Source organism: Pseudomonas sp. GW822-FHT05A08 (assembly GCF_058800485.1).
Map to the genome: position 1 here is coordinate 3,370,971 of NZ_CM179511.1, position 19,109 is coordinate 3,390,079.

Here is a 19,109-nt window from a genome sequence, read left to right on the forward strand (position 1 = left end):
CCGGTCGAGGGCCTTTTTTGTGGCTGGCTGTTTATCGGTCGAGCAAGGCCATCACCGCGTGCGGGTAACGCTCGCCGGCGGTGGCGTCGGGGGTGAATATCCGTTCCAGGGCCTGCAGTTCGTCAGCGTCGAGGCGGACTTGCAGCGCGGCGACATTCTCCTCCAGGTACTTGCGTTGCTTGGTGCCCGGAATCGGGATCAGGTAATCGCCCTGCGCCAGCACCCAGGCCAGGGCCAGTTGCCCGGCGGTGATGCCCTTGGCCGCCGCGAGTTGCTTGACCTGTTCCACCAGCAGCAGGTTCCTGGTGAAGTTCTCACCCTGGAAGCGCGGGCTGAAACGCCGGTAGTCGTCGGCGGCGAAATCCTCCGGGCTCTTCAGGGCGCCAGTGAGAAAGCCTCGGCCCAGCGGGCTGTAGGGCACAAAGGCGATGCCCAGGCGCTGGCAGGCCGCCAGGCAGCCGTTGTCTTCCTGGTCGCGGCTCCACAACGAATATTCGCTTTGCAGGGCGCTGATCGGATGCACCTTGTGGGCCCGCTCCAGCGTTGCCGCCGAGGCTTCGCTGAGCCCCAGGTAGCGGACCTTGCCGGCCCGCACCAGCTCGGCCATGGCGCCGACGGTTTCCTCGATGGCCACGTCCGGGTCGATGCGGTGCTGGTAATACAGGTCCAGGGTGTCCACGCCCAGGCGCTGCAAGGTGCCGTCGATCGCCTGGCGAATGTACTCGGGGCGGCCGTTCACTCCGCGCGCCGCCGGGTCGCCGGGGTTGCGCACGATGCCGAACTTGCTGGCCAGGAACACCTGGTCGCGTTTGCCGCGGATCGCCTGGCCGATCAGGATTTCGTTGCTGTGGGGGCCGTACATGTCGGCGGTGTCCAGCAGGTTGATCCCCAGTTCCAGGGCGCGATGCAAGGTGGCGGTGGCTTCCCGGGTATCGGTGCCGGTGGTGTAGAAATCGGTCATGCCCATGCAGCCAAGGCCGATGGCTGACACTTGCGGGCCGTTCTTGCCCAGTTGACGGGTTTGCATAGGAGAAGCTCCAGTGGATGGGGTGGCGGCCATTGTTCTCCTCGACAAAAACAAGATAAACCGGCTAAAAGCGCTATCACTATTCGTAATTTCTAAATAATCCGCGACAGGCCAAGCCAATGGACCGTTTTAATGCCATGCGTGTGTTCACCCGCATCGTCGACCTCGGTGGTTTCGCCAAGGCCGCCGACAGCCTGCAGATGCCCCGGGCCTCGGTGACGGTGCTGATCAAGCAACTGGAGGCGCATCTGGGCGTGCAGCTGCTGTTGCGCACCACCCGCCAGGTCACGCCGACCCTGGACGGCGCCGCCTATTACCAGCGCTGCGTGCGGCTGCTGGCGGACCTCGAGGAAACCGAAGCGGTGTTTTCCGCCGCGCGCCACAACCCGCGCGGCACCTTGCGCATCGACATGCCAGCGGGGATCGGGCGGCTGGTGGTGATCCCGGCGTTGCCGGCGTTCTCCGAGCGCTACCCGCTGGTCGACCTGGAAATCGGCCTCAACGACCGGCCGGTGGACCTGATCCGCGAAGGGGTGGACTGCGTGTTGCGCGGCGGCCTGTGCCTCGACGACTCGCTGGTGGCCCGGCCGTTGCTGGCGCTGGAGCAGGTGACTTGTGCCAGTCCCGCCTACCTGCGCCAGCGCGGTGTGCCGCAGAGCCTGGACGAGCTGGCCGGGCATCAGATGATCGAGTATTTCTCCAGCGTCAGCGGCAAGCGTTATGGCCTGGAGTTCGAGGTGCAGGGCCAGGTGCTGTTGCCGGAGCTGCCCAAGCAGGTGTCGGTCAACAGCGCCGACGGCTACCTGGCCGCCTGCGAGGCCGGCTATGGGTTGGTGCAGACGCCTTACTATCACGTCGCCCAGCAGCTGGCCGAAGGTCGCCTGAGCGAAGTGCTCCGGCACATCCCGCCACCCAGGATGCCGTTGAGCGCGCTGTACCCGCCGCACCGGCACCTGTCGACGCGGGTCCGGGTGTTCGTCGACTGGCTGGTGGAGTTGTTCGCCCAGCCGGGGATTCACAACACCCGGCTGGCGTAGCTCGACAGTAAAGACAGACGCCCGCGGCGAGGCGGGCGTCGGGCAATTTCGTGGTGGGTTACAAGGGGAGAAATACTGGCGCTCTGGATGACTTAGCGGTGGTAGTAGTAGCCGGGGCCGCCGTCGTAATGGCGGTGATGCCAGCCGTCGTGAGGGAAGATGATGCAGCCGGACAGGGCCAGCATCGCCAGTAGGGGAATCAGCCGGGTGATTCGACGGAACATTGCGCAGTCCTCAAAGGGCTCTGGGGTTAAAACCGCCGCGATGCAGCGAAAACTCTTCGGCGGCTGTAACATGAGACCCCGTTCGCCCGCGCCCATCCCCGATTCTCGGTAGGCGTTTGGTATCTGTTTCGATACAGAGTCGATACATTTACATGCGGCATTTTCAGGCCGCACCTTTACAGGTTCAGGAACCCGCAATGACCCAGAAGCAACGCTTGATCTATTCGATTGTGATTTCCCTGGTGGTACTGGGAATCATGCTTGGCCTTTCTTACCTGCAGAACGCCGGGATGATCACCGAGAAAATGTTCCAGTACATCGCCATTGGCGTGGCGGTGACCGTGGTCGTGATCAATGGCGTGATGCGGCGCAAGGTCAAGCCTTGAGAGACACCCCAGGCGGCCTCAGTCGCGGCCGTCGAGTATGGCTTCAGCCTGTTGATGCAGGCTGAAGCTCTTGTCCGCATTGAGGGTGATCACGCCTTCGCTGCACAGCCGCTTCAACACCTCGCGCACGCTGAGGAACGACAGCGGGATATCCAGCTCCAGCAAATGACTGTGAATGCCTCGCACCCCCAGGGCGCGCTGGCTTTCGGCTGCCTGCAGCAAGGCATCGATGACTTTCAGGCGAATCAGGCTGGTGCGCAGGCCGAAGCTCTTGAGCAGGTGCCTGATGCGTTCGTTGCGGTTGCGCTCGGCTTGCTTGCCGAAGACACCGGCGCCGGCGTTCAGGGAGGACGCGGGTTGTGCGGTGTGGCCATCCGTTGGCAGTTGCGGGTCGTACATGCAAAAACTCCTTTTCAGAGCCTGATCAGGAAAATGACGGGTGCTCTCACATAACTAGACGAACGAGCCGCGCAAATCATGAGGAATCAGTTGTAGAAAATTTGTGAGGGCTTTGTCGTCGCCAGGTTGGCGGGCGATCGGCGCCTGGCGCGAGGGCGCTAAATTTTCCGTGGCGGTTTCGTCTGTAAGGGCAGGCGGGCTTTGGCTGATGCCGGGTCGCGCCGTCCTTTACCGGGCTGGAATCCGTATCCCCTGTGTGCTCATCGGCATGCCGCGCCAGCCTGGGTTGTGCATCTTCTTTCGATCAGGAGTCGGCGTGATTATTTCCAGCCAGTTGCCCAGGTTTTGCCTTGCGGGTTTGTTTCTCGGGATGAGCCTTGCGGCTCAGGGACGCGAGGTCCAGGGCGGCGAGGCAAGCGCCGATATTCGCCGCACCGGTTTTGGCGTCCCGCATATTCGCGCCGCCGACGAGCGCGGGCTGGGTTACGGCATCGGTTACGCCTATGCCCAGGACAACCTGTGCCTATTGGCCAACGAAGTGCTGACGGTCAATGGCGAGCGTTCGAAGTATTTCGGGCCGCAGCAGCAGACCGTCGAGCAACGGGAAAACCTCACCAGCGACCTGTTCTTCAACTGGCTGAACACGCCCCAGGCGGTGTTCGGCTTCTGGCAGGCGCAGACCCCGCAGGTGCGGCAACTGATCGAAGGGTATGTCGCCGGTTATAACCGCTCCCTGGCCGAGCGCCGGGCCCAGGGCCTGCCCGAGCAGTGCCAGGGTGACTGGGTACGGCCGTTGACCGCCCTGGACCTGGTCAAGCTGACTCGCCGGCTGTTGGTGGAGGGCGGTGTCGGCCAGTTCGCCGAAGCCCTGGTGGGCGCGATCCCGCCATCCGCTACGGCGCAGCTGAAGCCATCGGCCCAGGCCTTTGCCCAGGCGGATGCCCGCGGCCAGCGGTTCGCCCTGGACCGCGGCAGCAACGCGGTGGCCGTGGGGCGCGAGCGCTCGTTCAATGGTCGCGGCATGTTGCTGGCCAACCCGCATTTTCCATGGGTCGGCGGCATGCGCTTCTACCAGATGCACCTGACTATTCCCGGCAAGCTGGACGTCATGGGGGCCGCCTTGCCCGGCCTGCCGATGATCAATATCGGTTTCAGCCAGCACCTGGCCTGGACCCACACGGTGGACACCTCCAAGCATTTCACCCTGTACCGCCTGCAACTGGACCCCAAGGACTCGACCCGCTACCTGCTCGACGGCAAGTCCCTGCCGTTGGAGAAACAAGTGGTCAGCGTTAAGGTGCAGGGCGAGGACGGCCAGCTCACGACCGTCAGCCACAGTGTCTACAGCTCGCAATTCGGCCCGCTGGTGCAGTGGCCCGGCAAGCTGGACTGGGACAACCGTTTCGCCTACAGCCTGCGCGACGCCAACCTGGAAAACGACCGGGTGCTACAACAGTGGTACGCGATGAACCAGGCCCGCAGCCTCAAGGAACTGCAGGCGTCGGTGCATCGGCTGCAGGGCATTCCCTGGGTCAATACCCTGGCCGTGGATGACCAGGGCCAGACGCTGTACATGAACCAATCGGTGGTGCCCAACGTCAGCGCGGAAAAACTCGCCCACTGCAGCGACCCGCGGATCGGCACCCAGCTGATCATTCTCGACGGTTCCCGCGCGGCCTGTGCCTGGGACATCGACCCGGCGGCCGCGCAAAAGGGCATCTACCCGGCCAGCCAACTGCCGCAACTGCTGCGCAGCGATTACGTACAGAACTCCAACGACTCGGCGTGGATGGTCAACCCGGCCGAGCCGCTGCAAGGCTTCTCGCCGCTGATCAGCCAGCAGGACCTGCCGCTGGGGCAGCGCGCGCGTTTTGCCCTGAATCGCCTGATCGGCACGGGCAAGGGCGAGCCGCTGAGCGCCGCCGACCTCAAGCACATGGTGATGGATGACCAGGTGTACCAGGCCGGGCAGGTGATGCCGGACCTGCTGCAGTTCTGTGCCGCCGACCTGGGCAGCGATGCCCGGGCCCTGGCGCCGCTGTGTGCCAGCCTCAAGGCCTGGGACCGCAGCGCCAACCTGCAAAGCGGAGTGGGCTTGGTGCATTTTCGCAACGTCATGGAACAGCTGGAGGCGGTCGATAATCGCTGGCGCGTGGCCTTCGATGCCCGGGACCCGCAGCACACGCCGCGCGGCCTGGCGATCGACCGGCCGCCGGTGGCCAAGGCGCTGCGCGCGGCGATGCTGGCCTCGGTGCAACAGGTGGCCGAGTCGGGCCTGAAGGCCGACAGCCGTTGGGGCGATATCCAGGTGGTCAGCAGCGGCGGCCGGCAGACGCCGATTCATGGCGGCCCGGCCAGCCTGGGCGTGTACAACGCGATCCAGAGCGTTCCCGCGGCCGACGGCAAGCGTGAGGTGGTCAGCGGTACCAGTTACCTGCAAGTGGTGACCTTCGACGAGCAGGGCCCGCATGCCCAGGGCCTGCTGGCGTTTTCCCTGTCCAGCGACCCGGCGTCGCCGCACTCGCGGGACCAGACCGAGGCGTTCTCGAAGAAGCAGTGGAGTGTGTTGCCGTTCACCGAGCAGCAGATCCAGGCGGACCCGCAGTATCGGTTGCAGGTGATTCACGAAGTGGATGATCGGTTGCGCAAGGTCGCGACTCAGTAAGCGCGTTCAATCTGCCGTCAAGCGAAGGCCGCACCCGCGAGGGTAGCGGCCTTCAGCTTTTTGGCGCGGTGCCTGGCAGCGAATTGACGACCGGGTTGCCGTCCTGGTTGCGGGTCAGGTACACCGGCAACACTTTGGGCAGCGTGGTCACCAGGCTCTTGACCGCGGTGACGTCGTAGATGCCGCCGACCCGAATGTTGCCCGTGGCGCTGTCGGCCAGCATCACCGGCTTGCTGAGGTAGCGGTTGATCAGCGGCAGGGCCTCGCCGAGCGCCAGGTTGTCCAGCACCAGCTTGCCTTGGCGCCAGGCCAGTGAGCTGTCGTTGGCAGCGGTCTGGCTGATCAGTGGCTGGTAATCGCCCTGGCGATAACGCGCCTGCATGCCCGGATCGAGAGGCAAGCCAGCGTCGGGGTGGCTGTTGTCGCTGTTCACCAGCACCGAACCTTCGAGCAGGGTCACCCGCACCTGATCCTCGTACATCCAGACGTTGAACTCGGTACCGGTGACCCGGACCTGGCCGCTGGCCGCCTTGACCACGAACGGATGGGCGCTGTCGTGGCTGACCTTGAAGAAGGCTTCGCCTTTTTTCAGGGTGACCCGGCGCTGGTCCTTGTAGTTGCTGTAGGTCAGCTCGGTGCCCAGGTTGAGTTCGACCTGGCTGCCGTCGGCCAGGGTCACCTGGCGCATGCTGCCGTCGGCCTGGAAATGTTCGTAGGAGGAGGGCAGCCAGCCCAGGCTCCAGCCGCTGTAGGCGGCCAGGGGCAGGGCCAGGGCGCTGATCGCCGCGGCCATGCCGTAGGCGCGCCAGGGTTTGCGCGGCGCCGGCAAGGGCAGGACGGTGGTGGTTTGAGGGCGAGGCAGATGGTCGGCGACTTCCCAAATTTCCTGCATCGCTTCGTATTCGAAGGCATGCAGCGGGTGGGCATCGCGCCATTGCTCGAAGGCCTGGCGTTCGGCGGCCGTACAGTCCGCGGCATGCAGACGCATGCACCACTGCGCGGCGGCATCGGTGATGGCGTCGTATTCGGCTTCTGTGAGGTGCTGTTCGCTCATTGGCTCTTCCTGGTTTCGCGCATTCTACCCTTCGCAGCCAGGCTTGGAGAACCGCCGTCATGGCTAATGCATATCAAAGTGCGGGTTATTTTTGGAGCAAAGCCTCTGAAACACAGGACTTTCGTCAGCAGTATCCACAGCGGGAGTGAAAAAATGATCAAAAACACCCTGGCCGCGGTCATCGCCACTGCCACCTTGCCGAGCTCCGGCGCGCCATCCTCGGCTGACGGCGTGTTGGTGGCGGCTCTGTCTCTTGCTGGCATCGCCGGTGCAAGGTTATGGCCGAGGTTGACAGGGCGCGCGCAAAGCGTTGTTTAATCGTCGGGCGCACTCACTTGGGTGCCTTCTCATGCGCTGTAGCCCATTCCAATAATTAATCCGGAGCTCCAGATGTCTGTATCGCCCTCGGCTGTTGAAACACCGCAGGAACACCTGTCGCTCGAGGCACTGGTGAAACTGCTGGAAACGATCTTTCTGCGCCATGGCACCAGCGCCGAAGTGGCGCGCAGCCTGGCGCACAACTGTGCCGCTGCCGAGCGCGACGGCGCCCACAGTCATGGCGTGTTCCGTATTCCCGGTTATGTCTCGACCCTTAACAGCGGCTGGGTCAACGGCAAGGCTGTGCCGGTGGTCGAAGACGTGGCCCCGGCCTTTGTCCGGGTCGATGCCGGCAACGGTTTCGCCCAACCGGCGCTGGCGGCGGCGCGGGCGTTGCTGGTGGAGAAAGCGCGCAACGCCGGGATCGCCATTCTGGCCATCCGCAATTCCCATCACTTCGCCGCGCTGTGGCCGGACGTCGAGCCGTTCGCCGAGGAAGGGCTGGTCGCCTTGAGCGTGGTCAACAGCATGACCTGCGTGGTGCCCCACGGCGCCGACCGGCCGTTGTTCGGCACCAACCCGATCGCCTTTGCCGCGCCCCAGGCCGGGGGCGACCCCATTGTCTTCGACCTGGCCACCAGCGCCATTGCCCATGGCGACGTGCAGATCGCCGCGCGCAAGGGCGAACGCCTGCCGCCAGGCATGGGCGTGGACGGCCTCGGCCAGCCCACCGACGATCCGAAAGCCATTCTCGAAGGCGGCGCGCTGCTGCCGTTCGGCGGGCACAAGGGGTCGGCGCTGTCGATGATGGTCGAGCTGCTGGCGGCGGCGCTGACCGGTGGCCATTTCTCGTTCGAGTTCGACTGGTCCAACCACCCGGGCGCGAAGACGCCCTGGACCGGCCAGTTGTTGATCGTCATCGATCCGAGCAAGGGCGCCGGGCAGAACTTCGCCGAGCGCAGCCAGGAGCTGATCCGCCAGATGCATGGCGTAGGGCTCAAGCGTCTGCCGGGGGATCGCCGGCATCGCCAGCGGGAAAAGTCCCTGCGCGAGGGGATTGCCCTGGACGCCGCGGAGCTCAAGCAGTTGCGGGAACTGGCGGGGCTTTAAAACGCGCTTTCAACACGCAAGGACCAGGCAAGCATGCTGCAAGCCTGGTCCTTTTTTTAGCGGTCGCGGGTGGCGCTGGTCGTTACAGAAAACCGGTTACGAACGACGCCCCAGCAACAGGCCCACCACCAGGCCGACGCTGGCGGAGATGGCCACGGTCTGCCACGGATGGCCGCCGATGTATTGCTCGGTAGCGTCCACCATCGGCTTGCTGCGCTCGCGCACGCTGGACACCGAGTCCAGTGCCTGCTTGAGTTTCAACCCGACCTGTTGACGCAGATTCTCGCCTTCCTCACCCACCAGCGATGCGCTGCTTTTCAGGAGCTTTTCCGATTCTTCGATCAACGCTTGAAGCTCGCTGAATTCCTGGTCCTTGATTTGTTCGTCAGCCGCTTGCGCAGCAGTTTTACGAGCCATTGAGTTACTCCTTGCGGGTCAGTGATGCGATGAACAATGGAGTTGCGGGGCCGGCGAAAAGTTGCAGATATTTTCTCCACCCGCTCCATGCCAGCGGGAAAACCCCAGCCGTCACAGTGTAAGATGTCGGCTATTTTACGCAGCAGGAAATTCCCATGAGCTTCAATCTGGCCAACAAGACTCTCGCCGAGCGTGCAGAGATCGAAGATGAAAAGTCCCGTCTGTTCGAGCTGTGGCAGAGCAACCTGGGCAAGGCCAAGGGCGAAGCCGCACGGTTGTTCGGCGAGCGCGGCAAGCGCAAGGGCAAATGGGCCGAATGGGTGCGTGCCGAGCTCGACGGCATGTCGCCGCCGGAATACGCCAACATGGTGCGCAGTGAAGTCAATCGCCTGATGGCGGCGAACAAGTAAGCTCGAAGCTGGCGACTATCGCCTCGCGCACTTTCAATACCACCGGATCGATCTGCGCGCTGGTGCGCCAGCCCAGCTCGATCGGGTAGCGCGGCAGGTCCAGCGGGCAGGGCAGCAGCGCCAGCCCGGTCAGTTCGGCGATGCTCCGCGCGGCGTGGGCCGGAATGGTCGCCACCGCCTGGCTGCCCTTGAGCAGGTGGGGCAGCGCGGCGAAATGCGTGGTCGAGGCGCAGACCTGGCGACTCAGCCCCAGGGCCGCCAGGCCCTCGTCGGTAATCCCGATAAAGCCTTGCGACGATACCAGCACATGTTCGCGGGCGACGAACTCGTCGAGGTCGATGGCCTGCTGTCCCGAGCCCAGGCTCGCCGGGTCCGCCAGGCACAGATAACTGCCTTCCCCCAATACCTGACGGCTGAGCATGCGTTCGGCGAAACCGCCGGCGCTGATGGCCAGATCGATGCTGCGCTGCAACAGCGCTTCGCCGACGATCTGGCTGTGGCTCTGGCGAAAGATCAGCCGCAGCTTCGGCGCCCGCCGGGCGACTTCCTCGATCAGGCGCCGACCGTAGGCAATCTCGAAATCGTCCGACAGCCCGATCGCCACCGAGCGGCCCTGATAATGGCTGGCATGGGGATCGACCATGGCCAGGCTCTGCCGGCATTTGTTCAGGGCCTCGCTGACCACCGGCTTGAGCTGGTTGGCCCGCAGGGTCGGCGCCAGGCCGCGCCCGGTGCGCACGAACAACTGATCGCCGTACAGCTCGCGCAGGCGCCGCAGCGCCGCGCTCATGGCCGACTGGGTGACGCCCAGGCGCAGGGCGGCGCGGCTGGCGCTGGATTCGTCATGCAGGGCTTCGAAGGCCTTGAGCAGGTTGAGATCGACCTGGGCGATATTCATCTGGTTCATATCATTCAGTATCAGGAGGGGCTTTCTGCATGATCGGCGAGGGCCGGACAATGGGCAACACTTCATCGCCACAGGAGTTTCCCCGATGTCCAAGTCCGTTGTCGCCGCGTTGCAGATCGGCTCCCTGCCAGGGGGCAAGGCCGATACCCTGGAGCAGATCCTGTCCTTTGAAGCCGCCATCATCGAGGCCGGCGCGCAGCTGGTGGTGATGCCCGAAGCCTTGCTCGGCGGCTACCCCAAGGGTGAGGGCTTCGGCACCCAGCTCGGCTATCGCCTGCCGGAAGGCCGTGAAGCCTTTGCCCGTTATTTCGCCAATGCGGTCGATGTGCCGGGCGCGGAGACCGAGGCCCTGGCCGGCCTGGCGGCGCGCACCGGGGCCAACCTGGTGCTGGGGGTGATCGAGCGCGCTGGTAGCACCCTGTATTGCACGGCGCTGTATTTCGATCCGCAGCACGGCCTGGTGGGCAAGCACCGCAAGCTGATGCCCACCGGCACCGAGCGGCTGATCTGGGGCAAGGGCGACGGCTCGACCCTGCCGGTATTCGACACCCAGGTCGGCCGGGTCGGCGCGGTGATCTGCTGGGAAAACATGATGCCGCTGCTGCGCACCGCGATGTACGCCAAGGGCGTGCAGGTCTGGTGCGCTCCGACCGTGGACGAGCGCGAGATGTGGCAGGTCAGCATGCGCCACATCGCCCATGAAGGCCGCTGCTTCGTGGTCAGTGCCTGTCAGGTGCAGGCGTCACCCCAGGCGCTGGGGCTGGAGATCGCCAACTGGCCGGCCGAACGCCCGCTGATTGCTGGCGGCAGCGTGATTGTCGGGCCCATGGGCGAGGTCCTGGCCGGGCCGCTGGTGGGCCGTGCCGGCCTGCTGACGGCGCAGATCGATACTGACGAGCTGGTGCGGGCGCGCTACGACTACGATGTGGTCGGCCACTATGCGCGTCCGGATGTGTTCGAGCTGACGGTGGACGAGCGGGCCAAGGCCGGCGTGCGTTTCATCTGAGGCGACGCCACTCTTCGCGGGTGATTTCCCAGATATCACGGGGCAATCGCCCGCAGACGAAGTCGTCTTCGTCGCTGCGGATCAGGCGCATGCCGGCACGTTCGGAAATCCGCCGCGAGGCCAGGTTCGGCGCGGCCTTGGGCACCCGCATGACCTCACGCCCCAGCACCTCGAACCAGTACTCGGTGACCGCCGCGCTGGCCTCGCTCATATAGCCCTGGCCCTGCCACGCCGGAGCCAGCCAGAAACCGCGGTTGTTGTCGGTCTGGTCCATCAGGCTGACATTGCCGATCAATTGTTCCGGCGCGCTTTTCAGGCGGATCGACCAGTGCCATTCCTCGCCGCGCTCGATGGCCGGCAGCGCCAGGTCGCGCAGGTAACTCAGGGCACCATCGGCGGGATAGGGCCAGGGCACCCGCGCGTTGAGGTATTGCACCACTTGCCAGTGCGCAAACTGCTGCTGGACAGCCTCGGCATCGGCCAGCTCCAGCGGACGCAGGATCAGGCGTTCGGTGTACAGGGTAGGGGACAGCGCCATATGAAAACCTTTCTCCTTGCGGGCAATGAGTTCCGGGGTAACCCATCCATTGTCTAGTCGAGCATCCAGCTACTGTCGCCCTCGGTGAGCGTGCCTCCGTGACTGGTCGTGTCTCCCAGCCTGGCAACCGCTTTCCCCTCGATGTCCTCTGTCGGTGAACCAGTTTGTATGACGGCACCGCAACTGATGCCATCACCCACCCGGGCGACGGCTTTGCCATTGATAGAGGCACTTGTCGCCCCACTGACAACCGTTCCCGCTCCGTGTATCGGGCAATCATGGCCATGACCAACAAGTACAACGGGTTTCATGCAAGTTCCCTCTTTGAATCAACCTGGGTTGTCGTCAATGAACGATGCTCTCGATAATGTCTGGCAAGGTTTTGCTGCTCCAGCTTGTCAGCAACACGCTAGGGTCCAATGGTCTTGGCCGTCATCTCCAGGTGCGCTGATGTGACAGATTCTCCTTCGAGCGCTTGTTGCGGTGGGGCCGCCGGACGTACGCGCAACAGGCGACAGGTCATCCACCAGCAAAGAGCAACGAAGAAGTTGTAAGGGAAGAACACTAACCAAAGAGGCATCAACCACCATTTCTTGCCCTGCTTTTCCCCAGGCTCTCCCGTGCGCCAAGGCACATAGTGACGAAATGCCTGACGGGGGGTCAGGCAGATAGAGTTATGAGGCACATACCACCAGTGGGGTTCTTGAGGAACGGGCAGCTTATCCGGGCCATGGGTCATGAATTGGCGGATGTACTCCCAGACTTGCGCAACGAAGATCGGTCGAGGATCACTGGGTTCATTGCTGTCGACACAGATGCTATAGGTCGGCGCCCAGGATTCTGCGATTTGCCTGGCTTGCGGACTGTCTTGGTCAGTACCGAACGCATTGAGGATCAATGAAGTAGTGGTACTGAACGATCGACCGGAAAACTCGGTTCGACCACAGATGCCTGCTTTAACGTTGTTCCAATCACCGACAAGCAGGGTCTTGCCCTTCAGGTAATAGACTTTTTGCGTGTGGCGATTGAAATAGAAGTTCGATTGACTTCTGATCAGGTGGATCCGGTAAAACAGAAACAACGAAATTCCCAGCGGCAAGAGCAGGGGAATGAGCAGAACCCACACTTCATCAGCCGGCGTGTCATTGATCACGGCGCAAAACATCCATAACCACAGAAGCAACGTGACGATTATCGTGGCGGAAAACAGCTTGGCCATGAACGCCGAGTCTGCGGGCATCGGATTGCGCAGGCACAACACGCTTTTTCCCATGGAGATGTATTGGTCGCCGATAGACGGTACAGCTTCTGCCTTGTCTTTTGGGGTCCAGGTCCAGCTGATGGTCATTTGGTGCTCCTTAGTCGATCAGCTCAAACGCTGCAGTAGTGACGGCAGTTTCGTCCCAGCCCTGGTTGGGCTTGTAGGTGACCTCGAGGGATATCCTGTCGCTATCGGTGGCGCCTATTTTATGATTGAAGTGCAGGATCAATCCCGCTTTAACGTGTCGGCATTGAGTCGTTGCGTCAGTTATGGGCAGGGGCGCACGGCTGGCAAGCTTGCCTTGCCAGGTGCTCTGGTCCTGCACGAAGCCTGGGAAAAGCACGGCAAACTCGGCCTTGTCGGCCTCGAAATAGTTGTCATGCCAGGCGCTGTCTATTCCGTTCCAGCCCAATGACTTCGCCTGGCTGGCGTCGAGCAGTACAGGACCGAAATAGCCTTGGTACCAACCCTTTATTTCATCACTGAGGGAGGCATAACCAGGAAGGCGCTTTTGGCTGTCGAGCTTTATTCCTTGACGTACTTGCCCATCGTTCTTGCGATTGCCAAAGACGCTCCGGGCGGCCCATAGCTCCATGGGCGTATGGTTTTCCTTGTTGGCCCTGGACATCAACCACATGGCTCCTATGACCATGGCGCCGCCGATCAATATCACCGCAGCAGCAATCCAGCCAGCGACAGGAATGGTTGCAGAGGCGCCGGCAGCGGTCCCCACCCCAGCCATCGCGCTTCCCAAGGCAATACCTCCCTCGAGCATTGCCGCGCTCCCGATGGCCAGGGCGATGCCTCCCCCCCAGGTGTAAGCAGCTGCTGTGGAGTTTCCTGCGTTGAGTTTTTCGTACCCTGAATAGCCATCAGTGATCACGCCCAGGATAATCCCCGGCCACCCCAGTGCCCGTCCGAACAGTTTGCTCGAAAGGGTGCTCGTGACTCCGGTTCCGAAGGCTGCCCCGGGAAGGCTTTGACTAAAACGTGCTGCCGATGTCACGTAAATGCTACGCAGGCTCACTCCAGTGGCAGCCATTGCCGAAATGGTGCCAAGAACGGCAGATACAAAATTGAGTACATCTGACGTGGCGGGTTCTTTCTTGAGCTTCTCCAGAGCGAGGGTCAGGTTGATCATGTTGAAATACAACATGCCGGCGTTGAGTACGCCCCCGCCACTGGTGACTCCCAGCGACTTGAGGGTCGGGCGGACTCTGATGGTCTGGGTTTGTTTGATGGTAACGGTCCGGCTGCCGGTGGTGACAACCTCGGTACTGTGCTGTATTTCCGCCATGCCTCTGTCGAGGTAGTTCCTCACCTCGATGGAAAGAGCGTCAAGCTTTACCTTCGTGCCTGTGATTCGATAACGGGCGGATAACAACCCCATGACTTTCTGAGCGTTGGCTTCCTGTGCCGCAGCCTGGACTTGTTGACGTAGCGTCTGGCTTCGATCCCAGCGGGTCTTGCCGTGCAGTTTTTTCATCACCACCGTGGTGACGTCCTGGGCAATAAGGTCAGTGGAATTTACTGCAGCCGGGAATTTGCCATAAAGCTCTTCTATGACCTGGTCTTTTGCTCCCAGCAGCCCGCCTACCGCATCCGCTTTTTCCTTGAATGGGTTATAGGCGGCAAGCGCGATATAGATGGGGCTGCCATCATTGCTGACCCAGCGCTCCAGGCGCTTGAACCTGGGGTCCTGATCATGACGCCCCGGCAACGGCGAGCCCATTCCGTTCATCAAAATAGCAATGGATTGTTCGAGTCCCTGGGCGGATATCTTGTTGTCGCGGTCGTGCAGATCCAAAGCGGCAGCAATGCTGTGAGCGGTTATCTTATGTTCGGTTTCGGCGGTCGCCAGCCAGCCGTCATGGTTGGTGCACGCGACGTCGAAATGAGCCAGTAATGTTTTTAGCTCCTGGTCGGCTTTTTGCCGCAAGGCGAGGAATTCATTGTATTTAGCGGCATCAATCCGTTTAGCCAGACGTTCACCACCGGGTGAAAGGTTCTTGTCGGTCAGTACCTGGTAGGCCAGTTCGTCATTGCCGGGAACCCGATGCCCCCTGGGCTGGGCTCGATGCCAGTCGGACCGCTGTTTGACGATGCGCTCCACGTCCTTCGCGGGGGTGGTCGACAGCAGTTTCAAGGTTTCCTCAAGAATGGTCGCGGTCAGGTTTTTACGATGGAAGTCCGCGCTGCCAATGGCCAGTTTCTCTACATCGAGTCGCATGCAGGCGGGAAATTCCTGTTGGTCATCGACAGTCCTTTTGGCCTGCACGTCGAGGATCTGGTGTTTTCGAGCCGCAGCAATCAACGCCAGGTCGATACTGATGCCCTGTGGGTCGAAAAGAGCGACTACTGCCGGGACTCTCGGTTGCGTAATCGGGTAGTTCTTGCCCTCGGCGATAATGGTGCCCAGAGGTAAGTCATCGCCAATGGAGTGGCAACTCCAGCCCAGAGGCAGGCGTTTGTCCCTCGGCTTGTAATCCTCAACCCACTTGCCCAGGCCTTCCGCAGGCAGGAGATGTTTTTGCTTGGAAGGGCTTTTTTCACCGCTGGTCAGTTCCTTCATGTCCACTTTCTGCATATGAATCGCGCGCGCGCTTTTATCACTGCAGATCCTTGTGGTGATGCGATTGGTCCATAAATGGGTGCTGTAGGCAATCCAGACCTCGCTCGCAGTATCCGGACAGGTGTCTGCCCAGACCCATGACATGCTACGTCCGGCACGAAACGCATCCCGTTTGTGATAGTTCTCCAGGCCGGTGTAGTTGAGCTCTTTGTAATGGCCCTGACCGTCGTGTTCATGCACGACCATTTTCTCGCCTTTGGGCCCGCTCATGAAGACATAGACATAGCCCGGACGCAGCGCTCGCAGTGTGTAACTAGCCTCGCGCAAGGCTGGGAAACCGTTCTCAAGCTCGTAACCGCTGCCGCTGTAGCGGTACTGCGCGGACTTGCCATCCCCTGGTAAGACGGCATAGCGGATTGGCACAAGAGGAATGCGGGAGCTGCAACCGGGAGCACTGGCAGCGCTGCCAACCGTGGAATCATTCATTCTGGAACTCCTTTTCACTGATGAGGGCCGTCAGATTGCGCAACCGGCTGACGGGCGATTCAACAGGGTCCTCAAGTAATGCCTTGGCCTGCTCGGAACCCATTGGCTCCGGGTATCGGGCATGCAAAAGGACAAAGTCGCGCACGTCCGTGTCGCGCTCGATATTGACGCTGGCCGCTTCTCGAACTTTCTGGCGGACACTCTCGCAGATCTGTTCAAGGCTGAATGCGTTGTACTGCGATAGCGCCTGAACTTCTTCGGCCAGGCTGATGATGAAGTAATCCTGGGTATTGGCGTCGAAGGCGGCCATCTCCAGAGGGTGCAGGTGCAGCCTTTGTTGCGGGTCCGCGGCTGACGCTGCTTCTGGATGGTCGAGCCGAAACCAGCTGACGCGACGATGCCAGTGGGTGCGCCAGAGTAGTTGCTGGATCGGGCCTAGCCACTGGCTACGGTTCGGCTGACCGAGCGCCGATAACCAGGGCTCCAGTATCGTGGGCTGAAAGTTGAAGGTTGCTTGGCTGTGATCGGGGAGGGTGATCTGCACGAGACTGCCCAGATGCCGGGCAAGGGTGTCGAGGTCAACCTGGGTACCGATGATGATCACGCCATCGGCCTCGGACCAATCGGTAATCGCCTGTTCCAGCAAGGCGGTTTTGTCTGTGGCATCGACCAGGAGCGGGCCACGCTCTTCGATGTCCGCCAACGGGCTGTTGGCCCATAACCACCGCCGTGGGGCGAAAGATTCGAGTGCGCGAACCAACTCGATTACCGACGGCGCCACTGCCGAGGCTGCCCCGGCATCCGGCGGCGAAGGTCGATAAGCCCAGTCCTCCAGTCGTTGGGTCGTGAGCAGCAGATACACTCGCGACGTCGATGGCAGCGCCACGCGTGGATCGATGTCGCCCAATTGCACAGGGGTATCGGCAGGTAGAGCGGTACCATCATCCCTGTTCATTTCGCGCTTCCTTTCAAACACGTGCAGTCTTCCAGGAGGCAGGTGCCGTCCGGGCGCTTGCCGCATAACCGGTCCAGAGGCTTGCCGGAGGCCGGAGTGCCGACCACGGCGAAAGGATTGTTGTTTCCGGATGAGGAGTGGTTGACCGCTCCTTTGAAGCGAATGGCGATGCCGTCGAGCGTGATACCGGACTCATCGATGGTAATGCTTCCCCCTGGCCCCTTGATGACAACGCTGCTGCTGGATTTGAGTTCGTAGCGCTGCGTTCGCCGCTCGATGCTTTGTCCTGCCTCGATACGATGGTGCCCCTGAACAGCCTCTTCACGGTGTCCGCCAATTTCAATCCAGTGGTTGGCTAATGTCTTGTCGCGCCGGTTGTTACCGACTTCCTCCGTCCGGTCCTTGCCTGTGTGAACGGTATGGTTGCGGCCAATGGTGAGGAAATCATCCTGCCCGATGTTATGGCGTCGATCGCGGCCAATGGTGACCTGCTCGTCATTGCCTACGGTTTCGCGGCGGTCATGGCCGATCGCGATGGTTTCGTCGTTTTCAACCTGCTCGCTACGGTCATGGCCGACGTAGGTCGTCTCGTCATGATTGACGTGGATGTTCTGATCCTTTTGCGCGTGGACATAGATTTCTTCCTGGTCCTTTTCGTCCTCGAAACGCAGCTCGTTGAAGCCTTCGCCTTTGTGGGTCTTGCTCTTGATCGTCATCCGCGTCTTGTGACGCGGCAGTTCGTAAGGAGGAGGGTTGGTCGCCCGATAAGTCCGTCCTGTAATGATCGGTTGGTCGCAGTCGCCATCAAGGTAATCGACAATGACTTCCTGCCCGATCCGAGGAATGGCGATATGACCCCAGTCAACCCCGGCCCAGTTATGGGCCACGCGTATCCAGCAGGAACTGAATTCGTTGTGTTCGCCTTCCCGGTCCCATGGAAACTGGACCTTTACCCGACCCCATTCGTCGCAGTAGATCTCCTCACTCTCGGGGCCTACCACTGTGGCTATCTGCGGTCCTTCGATGCTGGGTTTAGGCATCGGCTCGGGACGCCACTCTGTATCTTCCGAGATGATCTCGGCGACGTAGTCGTAGCTCACCCCAACCTCCGCGGCCTCATCTTCCTGGCTGGCGTTCTGCACGCCCTTGTGGGTGATGCGAACAGGCCTCCACCAACGGTTGAAGTCGGGTCTGGGGTGCCCTGTGAGTTGGAAACCGACACCGGGTATCAGACGCGGATCGTCACCTTCGACAAGAGCAACCCGAGCATCCCGGCGATGACCGCGTAACCGGTTCTGAGTGAATGGCTTGCCAGCGCTGCTGGCTTTATAGCGGCCCGGATAGTCATAGCGCTCGTAGGTCTGTGCCTGATGCTCCAGTTCTTCGCCTGCAACGTTGTGGTGCTGGGAATAGGAAGGGCGCTTGAATGTGTAATCGCGTTGGGTTTGCTGGGCGGTACGGACATTTTCGGTGTAGCTGAACGCATAAATCACAGGCTGGGGGGCATCGCCGGCAGGTGCGTCGTTGTAGAGAACAGGATCGCCTTCGATACGAGGGTGGATATAGAGTCGGTCGCCGTGGTGCAGCGTGTGACTGTCGGCGGTAAAGGAAAAGGAGTAGTAAAACCCTTCTTCTGCGGCCAGCCGGTCCAGCAGGTAAAGATCGGAGTCTCCTGCCTGTACACAGTACTCGCGAACTAGGTTTTCATTCGTCAGGTGCTGTTCATAGTGCAGGATGCCATGTTCTCGAAGTACGTTTTTCAGAATCGCGGGAACACTTTTCTGCTGGAAAATACGCCAGTTGGAACACAAAGCAAGTCGGCAAAGTTGTGGTTCGACTACTGCGCGATAGCGCGTCCGGTGAAATCCTGTCGTACCTTGTGTGAAGGCTGATACAAGACCGTGTACGTAGCGCACGGCCTGGCTGCCATGCCAGATCGTCAGTAATGCAGGACAATCGAGTACCTGTGCAAAATCTATCGCTGTGCTGTAGCTGGAAAGCTCCAGTTCCAATCGAAAAGGCTCGGAAAGAGCTTCCTCCAATGTGAACGCTACAACGTCGAATTCTATGTGGCTGGAGAGCACTGCAAACGTGAATCTCAGATCCCTTTGTCGCATACGCCATTCCTTTGGCAACAGAGCGAACCGCTAAAGCAAGAAAAACGGCCAGGCTCAAACTATTAAAGCGGTTATCGAAAAATACGGCTTCTAACTACAGATAACAGCAAATGGAACAGCTGACTGTAATGGTGAAAGCGCTATTTCCGGTACAAGTTTTTTGAAGGCGGATGATAAAACCATGAAAGTCGAAAAAACGTGAGGGCATCGCAACAAGATG

At 61.2% G+C, this 19,109-nt stretch carries 18 protein-coding genes; 6 read left to right on the forward strand and 12 right to left on the reverse strand.

Annotated elements, in window-relative coordinates; all coding sequences use genetic code 11:
• Window positions 1–31: 31 nt before the first annotated feature.
• On the reverse strand, window positions 32–1,027 hold the full coding sequence (locus AC3RCP_RS15160) for an aldo/keto reductase (protein WP_492570273.1): 996 nt from the start codon (window positions 1,025–1,027) through the stop codon (window positions 32–34).
• Window positions 1,028–1,146: 119 nt separating this feature from the next.
• Here AC3RCP_RS15160 and AC3RCP_RS15165 point away from each other — a divergent pair, with 119 nt between their 5' ends.
• The gene (locus AC3RCP_RS15165; RefSeq protein WP_101337856.1) at window positions 1,147–2,064 is read left to right on the forward strand and encodes a LysR family transcriptional regulator; all 918 of its coding nucleotides are present in this window, start codon (window positions 1,147–1,149) and stop codon (window positions 2,062–2,064) included.
• A gap of 92 nt (window positions 2,065–2,156) precedes the next feature.
• Here the strand turns inward: AC3RCP_RS15165 and AC3RCP_RS15170 are convergent, their stop codons facing one another.
• Complete coding sequence (locus tag AC3RCP_RS15170) at window positions 2,157–2,288, reverse strand: hypothetical protein (protein WP_007928589.1); 132 nt, start codon at window positions 2,286–2,288, stop codon at window positions 2,157–2,159.
• A gap of 197 nt (window positions 2,289–2,485) precedes the next feature.
• Here AC3RCP_RS15170 and AC3RCP_RS15175 point away from each other — a divergent pair, with 197 nt between their 5' ends.
• Window positions 2,486–2,674, forward strand: a complete 189-nt coding sequence (locus tag AC3RCP_RS15175; RefSeq protein ID WP_007928588.1) for a hypothetical protein — start codon at window positions 2,486–2,488, stop codon at window positions 2,672–2,674.
• 18 nt (window positions 2,675–2,692) lie between these two features.
• Here the strand turns inward: AC3RCP_RS15175 and AC3RCP_RS15180 are convergent, their stop codons facing one another.
• Window positions 2,693–3,073, reverse strand: a complete 381-nt coding sequence (locus AC3RCP_RS15180) for a hypothetical protein (RefSeq protein ID WP_007928587.1) — start codon at window positions 3,071–3,073, stop codon at window positions 2,693–2,695.
• A 316-nt stretch (window positions 3,074–3,389) separates the two neighbouring features.
• Between AC3RCP_RS15180 and pvdQ the strand changes: the two genes are divergently transcribed.
• Window positions 3,390–5,738, forward strand: a complete 2,349-nt coding sequence (pvdQ, locus tag AC3RCP_RS15185; RefSeq protein ID WP_492570276.1) for a bifunctional acylase PvdQ — start codon at window positions 3,390–3,392, stop codon at window positions 5,736–5,738.
• Window positions 5,739–5,790: 52 nt separating this feature from the next.
• On the opposite strand, the gene AC3RCP_RS15190 is transcribed toward pvdQ, so the two are convergent.
• The gene (locus AC3RCP_RS15190) at window positions 5,791–6,792 is read right to left on the reverse strand and encodes a FecR family protein (RefSeq protein ID WP_101337858.1); all 1,002 of its coding nucleotides are present in this window, start codon (window positions 6,790–6,792) and stop codon (window positions 5,791–5,793) included.
• 390 nt (window positions 6,793–7,182) lie between these two features.
• Here AC3RCP_RS15190 and AC3RCP_RS15195 point away from each other — a divergent pair, with 390 nt between their 5' ends.
• Window positions 7,183–8,220, forward strand: a complete 1,038-nt coding sequence (locus tag AC3RCP_RS15195) for an Ldh family oxidoreductase (RefSeq protein ID WP_492570278.1) — start codon at window positions 7,183–7,185, stop codon at window positions 8,218–8,220.
• Between the two features lie 96 nt (window positions 8,221–8,316).
• Here the strand turns inward: AC3RCP_RS15195 and AC3RCP_RS15200 are convergent, their stop codons facing one another.
• Window positions 8,317–8,637 carry an ElaB/YgaM/YqjD family protein gene (locus AC3RCP_RS15200; RefSeq protein WP_101337860.1) on the reverse strand — a complete coding sequence of 107 codons (321 nt, stop codon included), beginning with the start codon at window positions 8,635–8,637 and terminating at the stop codon, window positions 8,317–8,319.
• 155 nt (window positions 8,638–8,792) lie between these two features.
• Here AC3RCP_RS15200 and AC3RCP_RS15205 point away from each other — a divergent pair, with 155 nt between their 5' ends.
• Entirely contained in the window at window positions 8,793–9,047 is a 255-nt protein-coding gene (locus tag AC3RCP_RS15205) for a hypothetical protein (protein ID WP_007928582.1), read from the forward strand.
• Here the strand turns inward: AC3RCP_RS15205 and AC3RCP_RS15210 are convergent.
• Window positions 9,019–9,954: a LysR family transcriptional regulator gene (locus AC3RCP_RS15210; RefSeq protein ID WP_150050975.1), complete on the reverse strand. Its 936-nt coding sequence runs from the start codon at window positions 9,952–9,954 to the stop codon at window positions 9,019–9,021. The genes AC3RCP_RS15205 and AC3RCP_RS15210 overlap by 29 nt on opposite strands.
• Before the next feature lie 85 nt (window positions 9,955–10,039).
• Between AC3RCP_RS15210 and AC3RCP_RS15215 the strand changes: the two genes are divergently transcribed.
• Complete coding sequence (locus AC3RCP_RS15215) at window positions 10,040–10,960, forward strand: carbon-nitrogen hydrolase family protein (protein ID WP_053261042.1); 921 nt, start codon at window positions 10,040–10,042, stop codon at window positions 10,958–10,960.
• Here the strand turns inward: AC3RCP_RS15215 and AC3RCP_RS15220 are convergent.
• From AC3RCP_RS15220 to AC3RCP_RS15245, 6 genes are all read right to left on the reverse strand, one after another.
• Entirely contained in the window at window positions 10,953–11,498 is a 546-nt protein-coding gene (locus AC3RCP_RS15220) for a GNAT family N-acetyltransferase (RefSeq protein WP_492570281.1), read from the reverse strand. The two genes, AC3RCP_RS15215 and AC3RCP_RS15220, sit on opposite strands and share 8 nt — an antisense overlap.
• A gap of 53 nt (window positions 11,499–11,551) precedes the next feature.
• On the reverse strand, window positions 11,552–11,809 hold the full coding sequence (locus tag AC3RCP_RS15225) for a PAAR domain-containing protein (protein ID WP_492570283.1): 258 nt from the start codon (window positions 11,807–11,809) through the stop codon (window positions 11,552–11,554).
• Between the two features lie 98 nt (window positions 11,810–11,907).
• Window positions 11,908–12,846, reverse strand: coding sequence for a hypothetical protein (locus tag AC3RCP_RS15230; RefSeq protein ID WP_492570285.1), 939 nt, complete (start codon window positions 12,844–12,846; stop codon window positions 11,908–11,910).
• 10 nt (window positions 12,847–12,856) lie between these two features.
• The gene (locus AC3RCP_RS15235; RefSeq protein ID WP_492570287.1) at window positions 12,857–15,817 is read right to left on the reverse strand and encodes a T6SS effector BTH_I2691 family protein; all 2,961 of its coding nucleotides are present in this window, start codon (window positions 15,815–15,817) and stop codon (window positions 12,857–12,859) included.
• Window positions 15,810–16,772 carry a DUF4123 domain-containing protein gene (locus tag AC3RCP_RS15240; protein WP_492570289.1) on the reverse strand — a complete coding sequence of 321 codons (963 nt, stop codon included), beginning with the start codon at window positions 16,770–16,772 and terminating at the stop codon, window positions 15,810–15,812. Before AC3RCP_RS15240 ends, AC3RCP_RS15235 begins: the two co-directional genes overlap by 8 nt.
• Window positions 16,769–18,889, reverse strand: coding sequence for a type VI secretion system Vgr family protein (locus AC3RCP_RS15245; RefSeq protein WP_492570291.1), 2,121 nt, complete (start codon window positions 18,887–18,889; stop codon window positions 16,769–16,771). The genes AC3RCP_RS15240 and AC3RCP_RS15245 overlap by 4 nt, the downstream gene beginning before the upstream one ends.
• Window positions 18,890–19,109: the final 220 nt, after the last annotated feature.